15 protein-coding genes are annotated in these 14,956 nt (G+C 72.2%); 7 read left to right on the top strand and 8 right to left on the bottom strand.

Going from position 1 to position 14,956, the window contains the following annotated elements; translation table 11 throughout:
- Positions 1-2 precede the first annotated feature (2 nt).
- Together ectA and H293_RS0129335 are read right to left on the bottom strand one after the other, a co-directional pair.
- A complete protein-coding gene (gene ectA, locus H293_RS0129340) occupies positions 3-530 on the bottom strand; it encodes a diaminobutyrate acetyltransferase (RefSeq protein ID WP_020121394.1) in 528 nt (175 codons plus the stop codon).
- A gap of 357 nt (positions 531-887) precedes the next feature.
- Positions 888-1,988 (bottom strand): pyridoxal-phosphate-dependent aminotransferase family protein, encoded by a 1,101-nt coding sequence (locus tag H293_RS0129335; RefSeq protein ID WP_028808297.1) that lies wholly within the window; start codon positions 1,986-1,988, stop codon positions 888-890.
- 173 nt (positions 1,989-2,161) lie between these two features.
- Here H293_RS0129335 and H293_RS0129330 point away from each other — a divergent pair, with 173 nt between their 5' ends.
- The 6 genes from H293_RS0129330 to H293_RS50125 all read left to right on the top strand — a co-directional run bounded on the left by H293_RS0129330 (position 2,162) and on the right by H293_RS50125 (position 7,698).
- The gene (locus H293_RS0129330; RefSeq protein WP_020121392.1) at positions 2,162-3,013 is read left to right on the top strand and encodes a transporter substrate-binding domain-containing protein; all 852 of its coding nucleotides are present in this window, start codon (positions 2,162-2,164) and stop codon (positions 3,011-3,013) included.
- Positions 3,010-3,843, top strand: a complete 834-nt coding sequence (locus tag H293_RS0129325) for an amino acid ABC transporter permease (protein WP_028808296.1) — start codon at positions 3,010-3,012, stop codon at positions 3,841-3,843. The genes H293_RS0129330 and H293_RS0129325 overlap by 4 nt, the downstream gene beginning before the upstream one ends.
- Positions 3,840-4,643 (top strand): amino acid ABC transporter ATP-binding protein, encoded by an 804-nt coding sequence (locus tag H293_RS0129320; RefSeq protein WP_020121390.1) that lies wholly within the window; start codon positions 3,840-3,842, stop codon positions 4,641-4,643. The genes H293_RS0129325 and H293_RS0129320 overlap by 4 nt, the downstream gene beginning before the upstream one ends.
- A gap of 21 nt (positions 4,644-4,664) precedes the next feature.
- Positions 4,665-5,756, top strand: coding sequence for an amidohydrolase family protein (locus H293_RS0129315; protein WP_020121389.1), 1,092 nt, complete (start codon positions 4,665-4,667; stop codon positions 5,754-5,756).
- Between the two features lie 184 nt (positions 5,757-5,940).
- On the top strand, positions 5,941-6,837 hold the full coding sequence (locus H293_RS0129310; RefSeq protein ID WP_020121388.1) for an SCO1860 family LAETG-anchored protein: 897 nt from the start codon (positions 5,941-5,943) through the stop codon (positions 6,835-6,837).
- A gap of 234 nt (positions 6,838-7,071) precedes the next feature.
- Complete coding sequence (locus H293_RS50125; protein WP_020121387.1) at positions 7,072-7,698, top strand: hypothetical protein; 627 nt, start codon at positions 7,072-7,074, stop codon at positions 7,696-7,698.
- A 47-nt stretch (positions 7,699-7,745) separates the two neighbouring features.
- On the opposite strand, the gene cobC is transcribed toward H293_RS50125, so the two are convergent.
- Genes cobC through cobM form a run of 6 tightly spaced genes read right to left on the bottom strand, consistent with a single transcriptional unit; the run spans position 7,746 to position 14,096 of the window.
- Complete coding sequence (gene cobC / locus H293_RS0129300; protein WP_020121386.1) at positions 7,746-8,822, bottom strand: Rv2231c family pyridoxal phosphate-dependent protein CobC; 1,077 nt, start codon at positions 8,820-8,822, stop codon at positions 7,746-7,748.
- Positions 8,812-9,738: a sirohydrochlorin chelatase gene (locus H293_RS0129295; protein ID WP_020121385.1), complete on the bottom strand. Its 927-nt coding sequence runs from the start codon at positions 9,736-9,738 to the stop codon at positions 8,812-8,814. Before H293_RS0129295 ends, cobC begins: the two co-directional genes overlap by 11 nt.
- On the bottom strand, positions 9,735-10,325 hold the full coding sequence (locus tag H293_RS0129290; RefSeq protein WP_020121384.1) for a precorrin-8X methylmutase: 591 nt from the start codon (positions 10,323-10,325) through the stop codon (positions 9,735-9,737). Before H293_RS0129290 ends, H293_RS0129295 begins: the two co-directional genes overlap by 4 nt.
- Positions 10,322-12,004, bottom strand: a complete 1,683-nt coding sequence (gene cobJ / locus H293_RS0129285; RefSeq protein WP_020121383.1) for a precorrin-3B C(17)-methyltransferase — start codon at positions 12,002-12,004, stop codon at positions 10,322-10,324. The genes H293_RS0129290 and cobJ overlap by 4 nt, the downstream gene beginning before the upstream one ends.
- Positions 12,001-13,278, bottom strand: coding sequence for a bifunctional cobalt-precorrin-7 (C(5))-methyltransferase/cobalt-precorrin-6B (C(15))-methyltransferase (locus H293_RS0129280; RefSeq protein WP_020121382.1), 1,278 nt, complete (start codon positions 13,276-13,278; stop codon positions 12,001-12,003). Before H293_RS0129280 ends, cobJ begins: the two co-directional genes overlap by 4 nt.
- The gene (gene cobM / locus H293_RS0129275; RefSeq protein ID WP_020121381.1) at positions 13,275-14,096 is read right to left on the bottom strand and encodes a precorrin-4 C(11)-methyltransferase; all 822 of its coding nucleotides are present in this window, start codon (positions 14,094-14,096) and stop codon (positions 13,275-13,277) included. The genes H293_RS0129280 and cobM overlap by 4 nt, the downstream gene beginning before the upstream one ends.
- Before the next feature lie 106 nt (positions 14,097-14,202).
- Here cobM and H293_RS0129270 point away from each other — a divergent pair, with 106 nt between their 5' ends.
- Positions 14,203-14,931: a ZIP family metal transporter gene (locus H293_RS0129270; RefSeq protein WP_020121380.1), complete on the top strand. Its 729-nt coding sequence runs from the start codon at positions 14,203-14,205 to the stop codon at positions 14,929-14,931.
- The last annotated feature ends 25 nt before the right edge of the window (positions 14,932-14,956 follow it).

Below are 14,956 nucleotides of genomic sequence, written 5' to 3'. Positions count from 1 at the left end.
GGTCAGGCGGAGAGGGCGGCCGGATCGGGGGAGAGGGGGCCGATGCGGTACAGGACCTCGGGGTCGTGCGGCCCGTCGGGGAACAGGCTGGTGTCGAACAGCACCTCGCGCTCCAGGCGGGCGCCACGGCGTTCGGCGAACGCGGTGAACAGCCGCTCGGAGGCGGTGTTGCCCGGCGTGATGGTGGTCTCGACGGTGGTCAGCCCGCGCTCGGCGGCGAGCCGCGCGGTCAGTCCGTCGAGCAGGGCGGCGGCGAGCCCGCGCCCGCGGTACGCCGAGTCCACGGCCACCTGCCAGACGAGGAGGGTGCCGGGCCGGTCCGGGCGGACGTACCCGGTGACGAATCCGATCGGCTCCCCGCGCTCGTTCCGTGCCACCGCCGATGTGGCGGCGAAGTCGCGACACCACAGCAGATAGCTGTACGACGAGTTCAGGTCGAGGACCTCGGAGTCGCGGGCGATCCGCCACAGTGCGGCTCCGTCCGCGACCGTCGGCCGGTCGATTTGCAGGTCTGCTTGTGCGGCAGTCATGCGAATTGAATTTACCGAGGGAAATTCAAAATTGCATCGTCGGGTGGGGTTACGTGCGGGCATTCCATGTGTTATCACGCGGGCGCGCGCCGACGCGCAAGAAGTGACTGTTATGCACCGTTATGACCAGTAAATAAGGGGCAAATTGATCACGGTGTGTAACGCGTCACAAGCATGTAACCCCCACGAGATCTACCCGAATTCCCCCGGTTCGCGTTCGCAGAATCTTTGCGTTTAGGTTGAGGGAAAGCGGGCAGGAGAGTACGGGAAGCTAATCTCTGATAAACCCCGGAATTAACCCCGCAATTATGTGCCGATAACTCCGCCGTCGGCGAAATTCACTCGGATTGGGGTCCCTCAGCGCCAGGCCTCGTCCGCGGCGCGCAGCGCGCCCTCGACCTCCACGACCGCACCCGTCCGCGCCAGTGCCGCACCCAACGCCGCCAGGCTCGCCCGCACAGCCCCCCGCGTCGCGTCCACCCCGTAGTGGTTGACCCGGATCATCTCCTTGGCCAGGGCGCCCCCGCCCGCGGCCAGCGGAAGCGCGGGGTCGCAGGACAGGGCCCGGGTGACGAGCTCCGACGCCGCCACGCCCGACGGCGCACGCAGTGTCGTGGCGACCGGAGCGGCCTCGCGGTCCTCGTGGACGTACGGCTCCAGGCCCCCGCCCAGCGCCCGCGCCCCCGCCCGGGTCGCCGCGGCGGCGGCCCGGTGCCGGCCCATCACCGCGTCCAGCCCGTCCGCCTCGATCCGCTCGACGCACGCCTCCAGCGCCAGCATCTCCAGCTGCGCCGGAGCGTGCAGCAGGGCCTTGCGGCCGCCGTCGATCCAGCGCTCCTTCCAGTCCAGGAGGGAGAGGTACGACCGGCGCGGGGCCTTCGGGTTCGCCGCCATCCGGGCCCACGCCCGCTCGCTCACGGAGACCGCCGACACACCCGCGGGGCCGCCCATCGCCTTCTGCGCCCCGATCACGCACAGGTCCACACCCCACGCGTCCGGCAACACCGGCTCGGCGCCGACGGAGGCCACCGCGTCGAGGTAGAAGAGGGCACCCCGCCGCCGTACGACCTCCCCGATCTCCGCGACCGGGTTGGTGTTCCCCGTAGCCGCCTCCGCGTGCACCAGCGACACGAAGTCGATCGCCGGGTGCTCCTCGAACGCCGCCGAGATCTGCGCGGCCGTCACGGCCGTGTGGAACGGCACCGCGAGGTCGATCACCGTCGCGCCGCAGTCCCGCAGCCAGTCCCCGAAGGTCTGCCCGTACGGACCGGTGATGACGTTCAGCGCGGTCGTACCAGGACCGGCCGTGGAGCGGATCGCCCCCTCCAGCGGCAGCAGCGCCTCACCCTGCATGATCACGACATCCTGCTCGGTGCGCAGCAGCCGCGCCACGCGGTCCTCGATCGAGGCGAACTGCGCCGCGCCGAGCGGGGCCAGATCCAGGAAGGGGTGCGTCACGACGGTGCTCTCTTCGCTCACTGGGGTAGACGTGACGAGCGTAACCGTTCCCCGGCGACCCCCGACGACTGGCGACTTCCTAGGCTGAACGGCCTCGCAACCATCGGTTTGGTTTGAGAGACTCAAACCTTTCCTTATAATCGGAACCCACAGTTCCCCACAGGAGGCCCCCCGTGAACACCCTCTCCGGGCGCCGGACCCGCGTCCTGGCCGCCACCACCGCGACGGCCGGGCTCCTGCTCGTCGCTGCCTGTACCTCCAGCGACGACGGCGGCAGCGGTTCGAAGACCGCCGCGGGCGGGGTCGAACTGGTCAAGGGCGGACAGCTCACCACCTGCACCCACCTGCCGTACCCGCCCTTCCAGTCGGAGATCGACGGCAAGGTCCAGGGCTTCGACGTCTCGCTCATCGACCTGGTGGCCAAGGACCTGGGCGTGAAGCAGGAGATCCTCGACACCCCCTTCGAGAACTTCAAGACGGGTGCCTTCCTCAACTCCGGCTCGTGCGACCTGGCCGCGGCCGGCATGACCATCACCGAGGAGCGCAAGAAGAACGTCGACTTCTCGGACCCCTACTTCGACGCCACCCAGGCCCTCCTGGTCGCCAAGGGCAGCGGGATCTCCTCGCTCGCCGACGCCAAGGCGAAGAAGGTCAAGCTCGGCGCCCAGGCGCAGACCACCGGCGAGGACTACGTCAAGGCCCACGGCTTCGACCCGGTCTCCTTCGAGTCCTCCGACGCCGTCCTCAACGGCCTGCGCTCCGGCCAGGTCAAGGCCGTCGTCATCGACTACCCGGTCGTCCAGGGCTGGCTGAAGAACAAGGCCAACGCCGACGCCTTCCAGGTGGCCGACAACATCAACACCGGTGAGCAGTACGGTTTCACGGTGAAGAAGGGCAACACCAAGCTGCTGGCCGCCATCAACAAGGCGCTCTCGGACGCCAAGGCCGACGGCACCTACAAGAAGCTCTACGAGAAGTGGATCGGCCCGTACGACGCGTCGGCCGCGTCGCCCTCCGCCTCATGACCGCGACGGACGCACAACTCCAGCCTCGCAAAAAGGGCCTGAGCCGGCGTCAGAAGCGCAGCCTGTCCCGCGGCATCCAGTACGTCGTCTTCGTCGCCGTCGTGATCGCCTTCGCGGTCTCGGCGGACTGGGGGCGGCTGAAGAACCAGTTCGCGCAGGCGGACATCGCCGACCAGATGTTCCCCGACGTCATCACGCTGGCGTTGAAGAACACCGTGCTCTACACGCTGTCCGGTTTCGTCGTCGGGCTCGTCCTCGGCATGGTCATCGCGCTGATGCGGCTGTCGTCGGTGGGCCCGTACCGCTGGTTCGCCGGTGTCTACATCGAGATCTTCCGCGGTCTGCCCGCGCTGCTGATCTTCATCTTCATCGGCGTGGCCGTACCGCTCGCGTTCCCCGGCACGGAGATCGTCGGCGGCACGTACGGCAAGGTCGCCCTCGCGCTCGGCCTGGTGGCGGCGGCCTACATGGCGGAGACGATCCGCGCGGGCATCCAGGCGGTGCCCAAGGGGCAGATGGAGGCGGCCCGTTCACTGGGCTTCTCCCCGGCCCGCGCGATGGTCTCGATCATCATCCCGCAGGCGTTCCGGATCATCCTCCCGCCGCTGACCAACGAACTCGTCCTGCTCTTCAAGGACTCCTCGCTGGTCCTGTTCCTCGGGGTCACCCTGGAGGAGCGCGAACTGTCCAAGTACGGCCGCGACCTGGCCAGTACGACCGCCAACTCCACGCCGATCCTCGTCGCAGGCCTGTGCTACCTGCTGGTGACGATCCCGCTCGGGTTCGTGGTCCGCCGTATGGAGGCCAAGGCCCAGGAGGCCGTGAAATGAGCCCTGAAGCGAGCCGGCCGGAGATCGAAGTACGCGGCCTGCACAAGTCGTTCGGCACCAACGAGGTCCTCAAGGGCATCGACCTGGAGATCGGTCAGGGCGAGGTCGTCTGTGTGATCGGCCCCTCCGGCTCGGGCAAGTCCACGCTGCTGCGGTGCGTGAACCTCCTGGAGGAGCCGACAAAAGGCCAGGTCTTCGTCGGCGGCACCGAACTCACCGACCCCGACGTCGACATCGACGCCGTACGCCGCCGTATCGGCATGGTCTTCCAGCAGTTCAACCTGTTCCCGCACCTCACGGTGACCGAGAACCTCACGCTGCCGCAGCGCAGGGTTCTCAGGCGGGGCAAGGCGGAGGCCGCGAAGGTGGCCGCCGAGAACCTGGAGCGGGTGGGCCTCGCCGAGAAGGCGGACGCCTACCCCGCCTCCCTGTCCGGCGGCCAGCAGCAGCGCGTCGCGATCGCCCGGTCCCTGTCCATGGGCCCCGAGGTGATGCTGTTCGACGAGCCGACCTCGGCCCTCGACCCGGAGCTGGTGGGCGACGTGCTCGCGGTCATGCGGATGCTGGCCCAGGAGGGCATGACGATGATGGTCGTCACCCACGAGATGACCTTCGCCCGCGAGGTCGCCGACCGGGTCGTCTTCATGGACGACGGAACGATCGTCGAGGACGGCACCCCGGCCCGGGTCATCGGCGACCCCAGCCATGAGCGCACCCGCCACTTCCTCTCCCGGCTCCTCGACCCGGCGATGGCCCAGGTCGAGGAAGAGACCTCCGACCAGCTGGGCAAGGGCGGCTAGACGGTCACTAAGGTGCGGTCCATGAACGATCGCGCGGTGCTGCACGTGAAGGGCCGGATCCTGGCCGGTCCCGAGGACGTCCGGGACGAGCTGTGGGTGGTCGACGGGCGGGTCTCCTACGACCCTCCGGTCGCCGCCCGTGACATCCGGACGGTGTCGGGCTGGGCGCTGCCCGGTCTGGTGGACGCGCACTGCCATGTGGGCCTGGGCGCGCACGGCCCGGTCGACCAGGACGTGGCCGAGAAGCAGGCGCTGGCCGACCGGGAGGCCGGCACCCTGCTGATCCGCGACGCCGGATCGCCCTCCGACACCCGCTGGGTGGACGACCGCGAGGACCTGCCGAAGATCATCAGGGCCGGAAGGCACATCGCCCGCACCCGCCGCTACATCAGGAACTATGCCTGGGAGATCGAGCCCGAGGACCTCGTCGCGTATGTCGCCCAGGAGGCCCGCCGGGGGGACGGCTGGGTGAAGCTGGTCGGCGACTGGATCGACCGCGAGGTGGGCGACCTGGCCCCCAGCTGGCCGCGGGAGGCGGCCGAGGCGGCCATCGCGGAGGCCCACCGCCTCGGCGCCCGCGTCACCGCGCACTGCTTCGCCGAGAACTCCCTGAAGGACCTGGTCGAGGCGGGCATCGACTGCGTCGAACACGCGACGGGCCTCACGGACGACCTGATCCCCCTCTTCGCCGAACGAGGCGTCGCGATCGTCCCGACCCTGGTCAACATCGCCACCTTCCCCAGACTGGCGGACGGCGGCGAGTCCCGGTTCCCCCGCTGGTCCACCCACATGCGCCGGCTCCACGAGCGCCGCTACGACACCGTCCGCGGCGCCTACGACGCCGGCATCCCCGTCTACGTCGGCACGGACGCGGGCGGCACCCTCCCGCACGGCCTGGTGGCGGCGGAGGTCGCCGAACTGGTGACGGCCGGAATCCCCCCGCTGGACGCGCTGTCGGCGACGACCTGGGGTGCCCGGACCTGGCTGGGACGCCCCGGCCTGGAGGAGGGGGCGCCCGCGGACCTGGTGGTGTACGAGCAGGACCCGCGCACGGACCTACGGGTACTGGCGGCCCCGCTCCAGGTCGTGCTGAACGGCCGGGTGGTGCAGTAGGGCCTCCGGCCGACGTCCGGCCTCTTGGAAGGGGGTGGGCGGACCCCGGACCGTGAAGACGCTCTCGAAAGCGTGCGCGGATACGCCACGATCGTGTGAACTCCCGGCGGATCGCTGTCGAACGACCGGCGGTACGACATCCTTTCGAGGTCCCGAGCCAGTCCTCTCTGGGGGTCCCACCACCTTGAACAGCACCCACTTCCGCATGCCCGCACGCCGTCTCGCCACCGTGGCGGCGGCCACCGCCCTGGCCGCCGGTCCCGCGGCGCTGGCCGGCGCGGGCGCCGCGCACGCGACCGGCGACCAGGGGCACGCGAGCGCCGTCGTCCTGCGCACGGGTCTGGACGTCAACCTGCTCGACAAGACCGTGGACGTCCGCCTCGCGGTCGCCCTCAACGAGGTCCAGGCGCCCCGGACCGCCCGACAGACCGCGCTGACGGCGACGTTGGACGGCGTGGACGGCGGGCGGCCGTTCAGTGTGCTCGCCGCCGAGGTGGCCGACGCCAAGGCGACGGTCACCGACGGGAAGGCCGAGGCGTCCACCCGCCTGACCCACGCCAAGGTCCACGTCCCCGGTCTTCCGCTGCTGTCCCTCATCGAGATCGAGGGCGTCACCTCCGAGGCGGTCTGCGAAGCCGGCCGGACCCCGACCGCCTCCTCGAACCTCCTCGGGGCGGTCACGGTCCTCGGCAAGAAGATCACGGTGACCGCCGGCGGCCCGACCGACGTCAAGGTGCCGGGCGTCGGCGAGGTCCGCCTCGACCTCTCGAAGAACGCGACCACCTCGCGCACGGCCGCCGCCACCGCGCTCGAACTCAGTGTCTCCGTCAACCCGTTGAAGCTGGGTGTCGCCGAGGTCGAGGGCACCCTGACCCTCGCGAAGGCGACCTGTGCGGCACCGGCCGCCCCCGCGGCGTCGGAGACTCCCGCCGACGACGTCACACCCCAGGGCGGCCCCGTCAAGGAGGCGGGCCTGGCCGAAACCGGCGGCAGCTCCCTCACCCCGTACCTCATGGGCGGGGCGCTCGCGCTGCTCGTGGCGGGCGGGGGAGCGGTGGCGGTGGCCCGACGCCGGGGCTGACGGGGATCTGGGTCGCGGTGCCGTGCGGGCGGGGGGTCGGTGGGGCGCCCTGGGCCGAAGGCGGCGGGGCGTTGCCGAGGCCGGTGGTTTGCCCTCGGTGTGCCCAGCAGGTGGCGCGTGAGGACTCGGTGATCACCCGCGCCGCCCCCGCACTCACCCGGATGGCGCAGTGGCCGTATCTCTGCGACCGTGGGAAACGGGGGGCGGCCCTGCCCGGGGGGCGAGGAGGTCCCCATGCGCGTAGCACCGCTCACCGGAGTCGTGGCCGTCGCGTTCACGGTCGCCGCTTTCCTTCTGCTCGGCGACACTCCGGGCGTCGGGGCCTCCGGCCGCGAGGTGAGGTCGTACTACGACGACCATCGCGCGTCGACCGGAGTGAGCCTGTATCTCCTGGCCATCGCCGCGGTGCTGTTCGTCTTCTTCGCCGCGTACCTGGCCCGCGCGGTCCGGGACCTCCCGCCCGGCGGCGAGTGGCTGCACCGCGTGGTCCTCGCGGGCGGCGTCCTGATCGCCGCGGGCTTCCTGGTCGGCGCGACCCTCACCCTGGCCCTGCTGGACCTCTCGGACAAGTCCTCGGCGACCCCTCCGGCGCTCCAGACGCTGAACGCGGTCAGCGAGGACTTCTTCATCCCGTTCGTCGCCGGCATGGGGCTGATGCTCCTGGCCACCGGCCTGGCCACGGTCCGCGCCGGCGACTCGCCGCTGCCCCGCTGGCTGAGCTGGGCCGCGCTCGTCCTCGGTGTCCTGGTCTTCATCCCCTGGGTGGGGTTCTTCGCCTTCATGCTCGCGGGCGTGTGGGTGCTCATCGCGAGCGTCCTCCTGGGCCGCCGCGCCCGTGACCAGCTCCACGCCCGGTCCTGACACCTCCGGCGGCACCGTCGAGATCCGCTTCCCCGACGGCACCCGCCTCAGTGCTGGGCCAACGTCACGGCCTGATCCAGCGCCTGGAGAAAGGAGTTGACCGTCGCCCGGTCCCGCACCGCGAGCCGCAGCCACTCCTCGCCGAGCCCCGGGAACGTGTCCCCGCGCCGCACCGCGAACCCCAGGTCGCGCAGATGCCGTCGTACGTCAGTGGCCCTCGGCAGGCGTACGAGGACGAAGGGACCCTCCGCCGGCTCGACCACCCGGAGGCCGTCCGGGGCGAACTCCCGCAGCCCGGCGACGAGATGGGCCCGGTCGGTGCCGACGCGGTGGGCCGCGTGGGCGGCCTCGGCCAGCGCCCTCGGCTCCATGCACGCCACGGCCGCCGCGAGGGCCGGGGTGGACACCGGCCACAGGGGCTGAGCCCGTTCCAGGTCGGCGATCGTCTCCGGGGCGGCGAGGACGTAGCCGATGCGGAGTCCGGCCAGTCCCCAGGTCTTCGTCAGGCTGCGCAGGACGACGAGTCCGGGCACGTCCGTCCGTCCGGCCAGGGCTTCGCGCTCGCTCGGCACCGCGTCCAGGAACGCCTCGTCCACCACCAACGTCCGCCCGGGACGGGCCAGTTCGGCGATCGTGGCGGCCGGATGCAGCACCGAGGTGGGATTGGTCGGGTTGCCGACGACGACCAGGTCGGCGTCCTCGGGGACGGCCGCCGGATCGAGCCGGAAGCCGTCCTCCTCCCGCAGCAGCACCCGGTCGACCGAGTGCCCGGCGTCCCGCAGTGCCGCCTCCGGCTCGGTGAACTGCGGGTGCACCACCACTGCGTGACGAATCGTCAGGGCGCGGGCGAGCAGGACGAACGCCTCGGCCGCTCCCGCCGTCAGCAGCACCCGTTCCACGGGCACCTCGTGCCGGGCGGCCACCGCCGCCCGCGCCTGCCGCCCGTCGGGATAGGCGGCCAGTCCGGCCAGCGACCCGGCGATCCGCTCCCGCAGCCAGGCCGGGGGAGTGTCCGCGCGGACGTTCACGGCGAGATCCGTGAGCCGCGCACCGTCGTCCCGCACCTCGGCGTCGCCGTGGTGCCGCAGATCGGGCCCCTGGCTGTGGGTGCGGTCAGTGCGCATGGGTGTGGGCGCCGTGGTGGTGGCCGTGGTGATGGTGGTCGTCGTCGTCCGGGTGGAAGTGCGGCTGCTGCGGCAGGCCCACCTTGTCCTCGAACCCGGGCAGCGCGATGCGGTACACGCACGAGTCGCAGTTCATCCGCAGATCGCCCTTGACGGCCTCCTCGTAGCGCTCCATCACCAGGTCCAGCAGCTCCGGCTCCGGACCGATGACGTCCGCGGAACGCACCTCGACCTCCGGATGCGCGGCCGCCCAGCCCTCGGTCTGCTGCCGCACCCGGTCCGGCAGGATCCCGGTGAACAGGAAGTAGGGGAGTACGACGATCCTGCGCGCCCCCAGGGCCACACACCGGTCGAGTCCGCTCGGCACGTCCGGTGCGGCCAGCGACACGAACGCCGTCTCCACCCCCGCGTATCCGCGCCCCTCCCACAGCAGCCGGGCCGCCTTGTACACCTCGGCGTTGGCGTCGGGGTCCGTGGAGCCGCGGCCCACGAGCAGCACGGTGACGTCCGCCCGGTCCAGCGGGGCGCGGCCCCCGGTGGCGTCCAGGGCCTCGTCCAGGCGCCGCTCCAGCACGTTCAGCAGCGCCGGGTGCGGGCCCAGCGGACGCCCGTAGGTGTACGAGATCCCCGGGTGCCGTTCCTTCTCACGGGACAGCGCGGCCGGGATGTCGCCCTTGGCGTGGCCCGCGGACACCAGCATCAGCGGCACGGCGGCGAACCGGCGGACACCGCGCTCCACCAGCTCGGTCACCGCGTCGCCCAGCGGCGGCGGGGACAGCTCGATGAAACCGCCCGCGACGGGCAGCTCGGGGTGGCGGGCCCCCAGCTCCCGGACGAAGTCGCGGAACGCCTCGGCTCCGGCCTCGTCCCGGGTGCCATGACCGGCGATGAGCAGGGCGGGCGGCGGGGTGGTCACGATGTCTCCTCGGAGGGGTGAGTGGGGTGGTACAGCAGGGCGTTGAGCGCGGCGGAGGCCACGGCCGACCCGCCCTTCTCGGACACGTTGCTCACGGCGGGCAGCCCGCTCTCGCGCAACGCGGCCTTGGACTCGACCGCGCCGACGAAGCCGACGGGCAGCCCGATGACGAGCGCCGGGGCGGCGTCCAGGGTCAGCAACTCCTCCAGCGCGGTGGGGGCGTTGCCGATCACCCAGATCGCCCCCGGGCCGACCTGCTCGTGGGCGAGGCGGATGGCGTGGGCCGAACGGGTCAGCCCGGGACCCGACTTGGCGTCCTTCAGCCGGCAGACCGTCTCCCGCCGGGTGATGCCCGCCGCGACCATCTCCACGTCGGTGACGACGGGCGCCCCGGAGTGCAGCGCGGTATGCGCCTTCTCCAACTCGCCCTCGTTCATGACGAGATCGGTGGCGTACTCCAGATCGGCGGCGGAGTGGATGACCCGCTCCACCACCGCCCGGGTCAGCGGCGGGAAGTGTGAGGTGTCCAGGCGGGCACGCAGCCGCCGGTAGGACTCCACCTCGATGGGGTGGACGACACGGTTCACTGGGCGCCCTCCTGCCAGCGGTAGCCGCGCGGCGTCACCATGCGCCCCGCGATGTCCCGGGTCGCCGTGTTGCCCACGGTCACCACCGTCATCATGTCGACCGTCGCCGGGTCGAGAGCGGCCAGGGTCGTCAGCCGGGCGGACTCGTCGGGCCGTGACGCGTTGCGTACGACACCGACCGGCGTGGCCGGCTCCCGGTGCTCGGCGAGGATCGCGAGCGCCTTGGGCAGCTGCCAGTCCCGGCCCCGGGAACGGGGGTTGTAGAAGGTGACCACGATGTCCGCCTCGGCCGCCGCGCGCACCCGCCGCTCGATGACCTCCCACGGAGTGTGCAGGTCGGACAGGCTGATGGACACGTGGTCGTGACCGAGCGGGGCACCGAGGATCGCGGCCGCCGCGAGCGCCGCCGTCACCCCGGGGACGCCGATCACGTCGATGTCGTCGGAGGCCTCGGCGAGCGCGGGGGAGGCCATGGCGTACACGCCGGCGTCCCCGCTGCCGATGAGCGCGACGGCCTGGCCCCTGCGGGCCTCCTCGACGGCCGTGCGCGCCCGCTCCTCCTCGGCCCCGAGACCCGACTCCAGGACCCGGGTGCCCGGCCGCAGCAGATCGCGGATCTGGTCGACGTACTGATCGAGCCCGACCAGCACGGAAGCACGCTGGAGCTCCGCCTTCGCGCGGGGCGTGAGCAGGTCCCGGGCGCCCGGTCCGAGTCCCACGACCGCGAGCCGGCCCCGCGCGGGACGCCGTACGACCGCACAGGTCGCCATGGCGGGCGTCGCGGCCGATTTCCGCTTGGGGACGAGGAGTTCGCCGCCCTGTACGAGCGCCGCGGCCTCCGCGACCGACGGCGTGCCCACGGCGGCCAGGGGCGCGTCCGACGGGTTGGGCACCTCGACGGCGGCCAGCTCCTCGGCGGAGTGGGTGACCAGGGGCACGCCGAACCGAGCCGCCGCCGCCACGATCCCCGGCTCCCCGGCCTTGGCGTCCACGGTCGCGAGTTCGGCGACCGACTTCGCGGACAGCCCGGCCTCGCGCAACGAGCCCTCGATCAACTCCCACACCTCTTCGGCGGGCGCGCCCCTGGAGGCGCCGACGCCGACCACGAGCGTGGGCGGACGCAGCACGACCTCCTGCTCGGAGAGCTCGACGAGCCGGTCCGTGACGCGGATGCCGTATGTCCCCTCCGAGGCGACCGGCAGCGGCGGCAGCGGCCAGCCGGACGCGTTGTGCAGGGCCACGGCCTCCCCGTCCAGGAGCGCCCGCGACACGGCCGCCACCGCACCCTCCACCGGCAGCCCCAGGGTGTCGAGCCCCGGCACTCCCACCGCGTCGGTCGCCGTCGTCACCACAGGCTCGGCGCCGAGCAACTCCCCGACGGCCCGGGCGAGTTCATTGGCGCCGCCGCCGTGGCCGCCGACCAGGGACACGGCGAACCGCCCGCCCTCGTCGACACACACCACACCCGGGTCGGACGCCTTGTCGCCGAGCAGCGGCGCGACCAGGCGGACGACCGCCCCCGTGGCCAGGAAACACACGAGCTGCTCGCACTCCGCGAACGCCCGCCGTACGGCGTCCCCCACGGGTCCGTCGTACACACGCGTGCGGTCCGGCCATGCCGCGGCCAGCCGGTCGCGTGCCGCCGCCCCTGCCGCGGTGGCGGAAATGAGGCCGATCACTGAGCAACTCCCTCTCGATAAACGGGGTTTCTGACGCCCCACAGCAGGAAAACCGGATTGGTCGCGGCGAGCCGGGTCACGTCCCCGGGCAGCGGCGCGAGCCGGGACGACTGCAGCAGTACGCCGTCGCACTCCAACCCGGCGCCGGTGAGGGCCGCGCGAACGGCCGGCACCCGGTCCAGCGCGGCCATCGCCACGACGACGCTCCGCCGGGCCCGGCGGGCACAGGTGGTGACGATCTCCGGCAGTTCACGTCCGCCGCCACCGATGAACACTGCGTCCGGGTCGTCCAGTCCGGTGAGCGCGTCCGGCGCGGACCCGTGGACGACCTGTACGTCGACCCCGTGGGCCGCCGCGTTGGCACGGATCCGCCCGACCCCGTCGGCCGCCTTCTCGACCGCGACCACGGCGGCACCGAGCCGCGCGCACTCCACGGCCACGGACCCGGACCCCGCGCCCACGTCCCACACCAGATCCCCGAGCCGCGGCCCGAGGCGCGCCAGCGCCAGCGCCCGCACCTCGAACTTGGTGATCATCGAGTCGCGGTGCTCGAACTCGCCTTCTTCCAGGGCCCATCGGGAGGGGGCTGGGGGAGGCCCGGCGACTGTCCGGGAAGTCTCGACGACCCGCGCCTCGTCGAGACACAGCACGACGCTCACGGCGGAGCCCCAATCCCGGACGGCGGCTTCGGCGGGCGTGACCCACTCGACCCGCTCATTGCCGGCCCCCAAGTCGGAGGCGACCACGAAGACACGTTTTAGGGGCGCGGGGAACTGCGCGACCAGCCCCGACGGCGCTGCGCTCGCCCGGCTACCGAAAGCGGCACCAAGCTCCGCGGGCCCCGCCCCCGGCCCGGTGAGCACCGCAACCTTCGGACGCGCCCGGCACGCATTCACCGCCGTCCGCAGATCCCGCCCATGCGCACTCACCACCACCGCGTCGTCCCACGGCAACCCCACCCGGGCAAACGCGGCCGCCACGGAGGACACACCGGGCCGCACCTCCAACGCGCCCGCCCCGAACCGCTCCGCCAGCACCCGTACGATCCCGAAGAACCCGGGGTCGCCCGAGGCCAGCACGACGACCCGGCTCCCCTTGTCGTGATGCCGTTCGATGACGTCCAGCGCCGGCGCCAGCGGTCCGAGGACGACCCGCTCGGCGTCCGCCGGGACGGCAGCGGCGTCCAGATGCCGCCGGCCGCCCACGACCAGCTCGGCCCCGGTCAGGCACTCCTCGGGCGCCGCCCCCGTCCCCGTACCCACCACGGTGATCACGTGCCGGCACCCTTCGCCGCCCGCAGCGCCCGCCGGGCCTCCGGGTCGGCCTTGCGGTACCCGTGGAAGTGGCCGGGGTGATACAGGTGCGAGCGCGTGCCCTCGGAGCCCAGCGCCGGGCCGACCAGGAACAGCGTGTGCTTCCACAACTTGTGCTCCTTGACGGTCTCCTCCAGCGTCTCGATCGTGCACCGCACGACCAGCTCCTCCGGCCAGGTCGCCTGGTAGGCCACCACGACCGGCGTGGAGGTCGGATAGCCGCCCTCCAGCAGCTCCCGCACCAACTGCCCACTGCGCGCGGCGGACAGGAAGATCGCCATGGTGGTGCCGTGCTTGGCGAACTCCCGCACCTCCTCGCCGGGCGGCATCGGCGTCTTGCCGCCGCCGAGCCGGGTGAGCACGACGGACTGCGCGACCTCGGGGATGGTCAGCTCGCGCTGCGCGAGCGCGGCCACCGCCGAGAAGGCGGAGACCCCGGGCACGACCTCGGTGGCGATGCCGATCCGCGCGCACCGGTCGAGCTGCTCCTGCGTGCCACCCCACAGGGCGGGGTCGCCGGAGTGGATCCGGGCCACCTTCAGACCCTCCTCGCGGGCCCGCTCGTACACGGCGACCACGTCCTCCAGCGACATGGTCGCCGAGTCGAGGATCTCGGCGTCCTCGCGCGCGTGCTCAAGGACCTCCGCCTGCACCAGGCTCGCGGCCCAGATCACGACGTCGGCCTCGGCGATGGCGCGCGCGGCCCGGAACGTCAGCAGATCGGCGGCGCCGGGGCCGGCACCGACGAAGGTCACCTTGCCGGTGGGGGCATCGGCCATGGAAATCGGTCCTCTCATCACAAAAGGTCTTGAAAAGGTCTTAGGGTTGCGGTCGGCGCGGTGGCCGGATGTGCGCGAACGGGGGTTGATCGGATACCAAGGCCCTATGGCGGTCTTCGTCGCGCTCGGCGCGTTCCTGATGACGCTGGCCGGCGGCTGGACGGCACAGCGGGTCACCGACCGCCGTCATCTGGTCCTCGGCCTGGCCGGCGGACTGATGCTCGGCGTGGTCGGCCTGGACCTGCTGCCGGAGGCGCTGCACGCGGCCGGCGACGAGGTCTTCGGCGTGCCCGCGGCCCTGCTCCTGTTCGTGGCCGGCTTCCTGCTGGCCCATCTGGTGGAGCGCCTGCTGGCCGCCCGCCAGGCCGCGCACGGCGGCGAGGAGCACGACGGCCGGGTCCCCGAGGTCGGCCTCACGGCAGCGGCCGCCATGGTCGGCCACAGCGCCATGGACGGCGTGGCCATCGGTGCGGCCTTCCAGGTGGGCGGCGGCATGGGCACGGCGGTCGCGCTGGCCGTCGTGGCCCACGACTTCGCGGACGGCTTCAACACGTACACGATCACGAGCCTGTACGGGAACGCCCGCCGCAAAGCGCTGACCATGCTGTTCGCGGACGCGGTGGCCCCGGTGCTGGGCGCCGCCTCGACGTCCTTCGTGACCATCCCGGAGGGCCTGCTCGGCGGCTATCTCGGCCTCTTCGGCGGCGCGCTCCTCTATCTCGCGGCGGCCGAGATCCTCCCCGAGGCCCACCACGAACACCCCGCCCGCTCGACCCTGCTGTGCACGGTCGCCGGCGTGGGCTTCATCTGGCTGGTGGTGGGACTGGCCGGCTGACCCGGCCGCTCTGCAGGGGTTCGCC

Source organism: Streptomyces canus 299MFChir4.1, assembly GCF_000383615.1.
GTDB classification, from domain to species: Bacteria; Actinomycetota; Actinomycetes; order Streptomycetales; family Streptomycetaceae; genus Streptomyces; species Streptomyces canus_C.
Note: the sequence above shows the minus strand (reverse complement) of the source record. Positions and strands in the feature narration are given on the sequence as shown.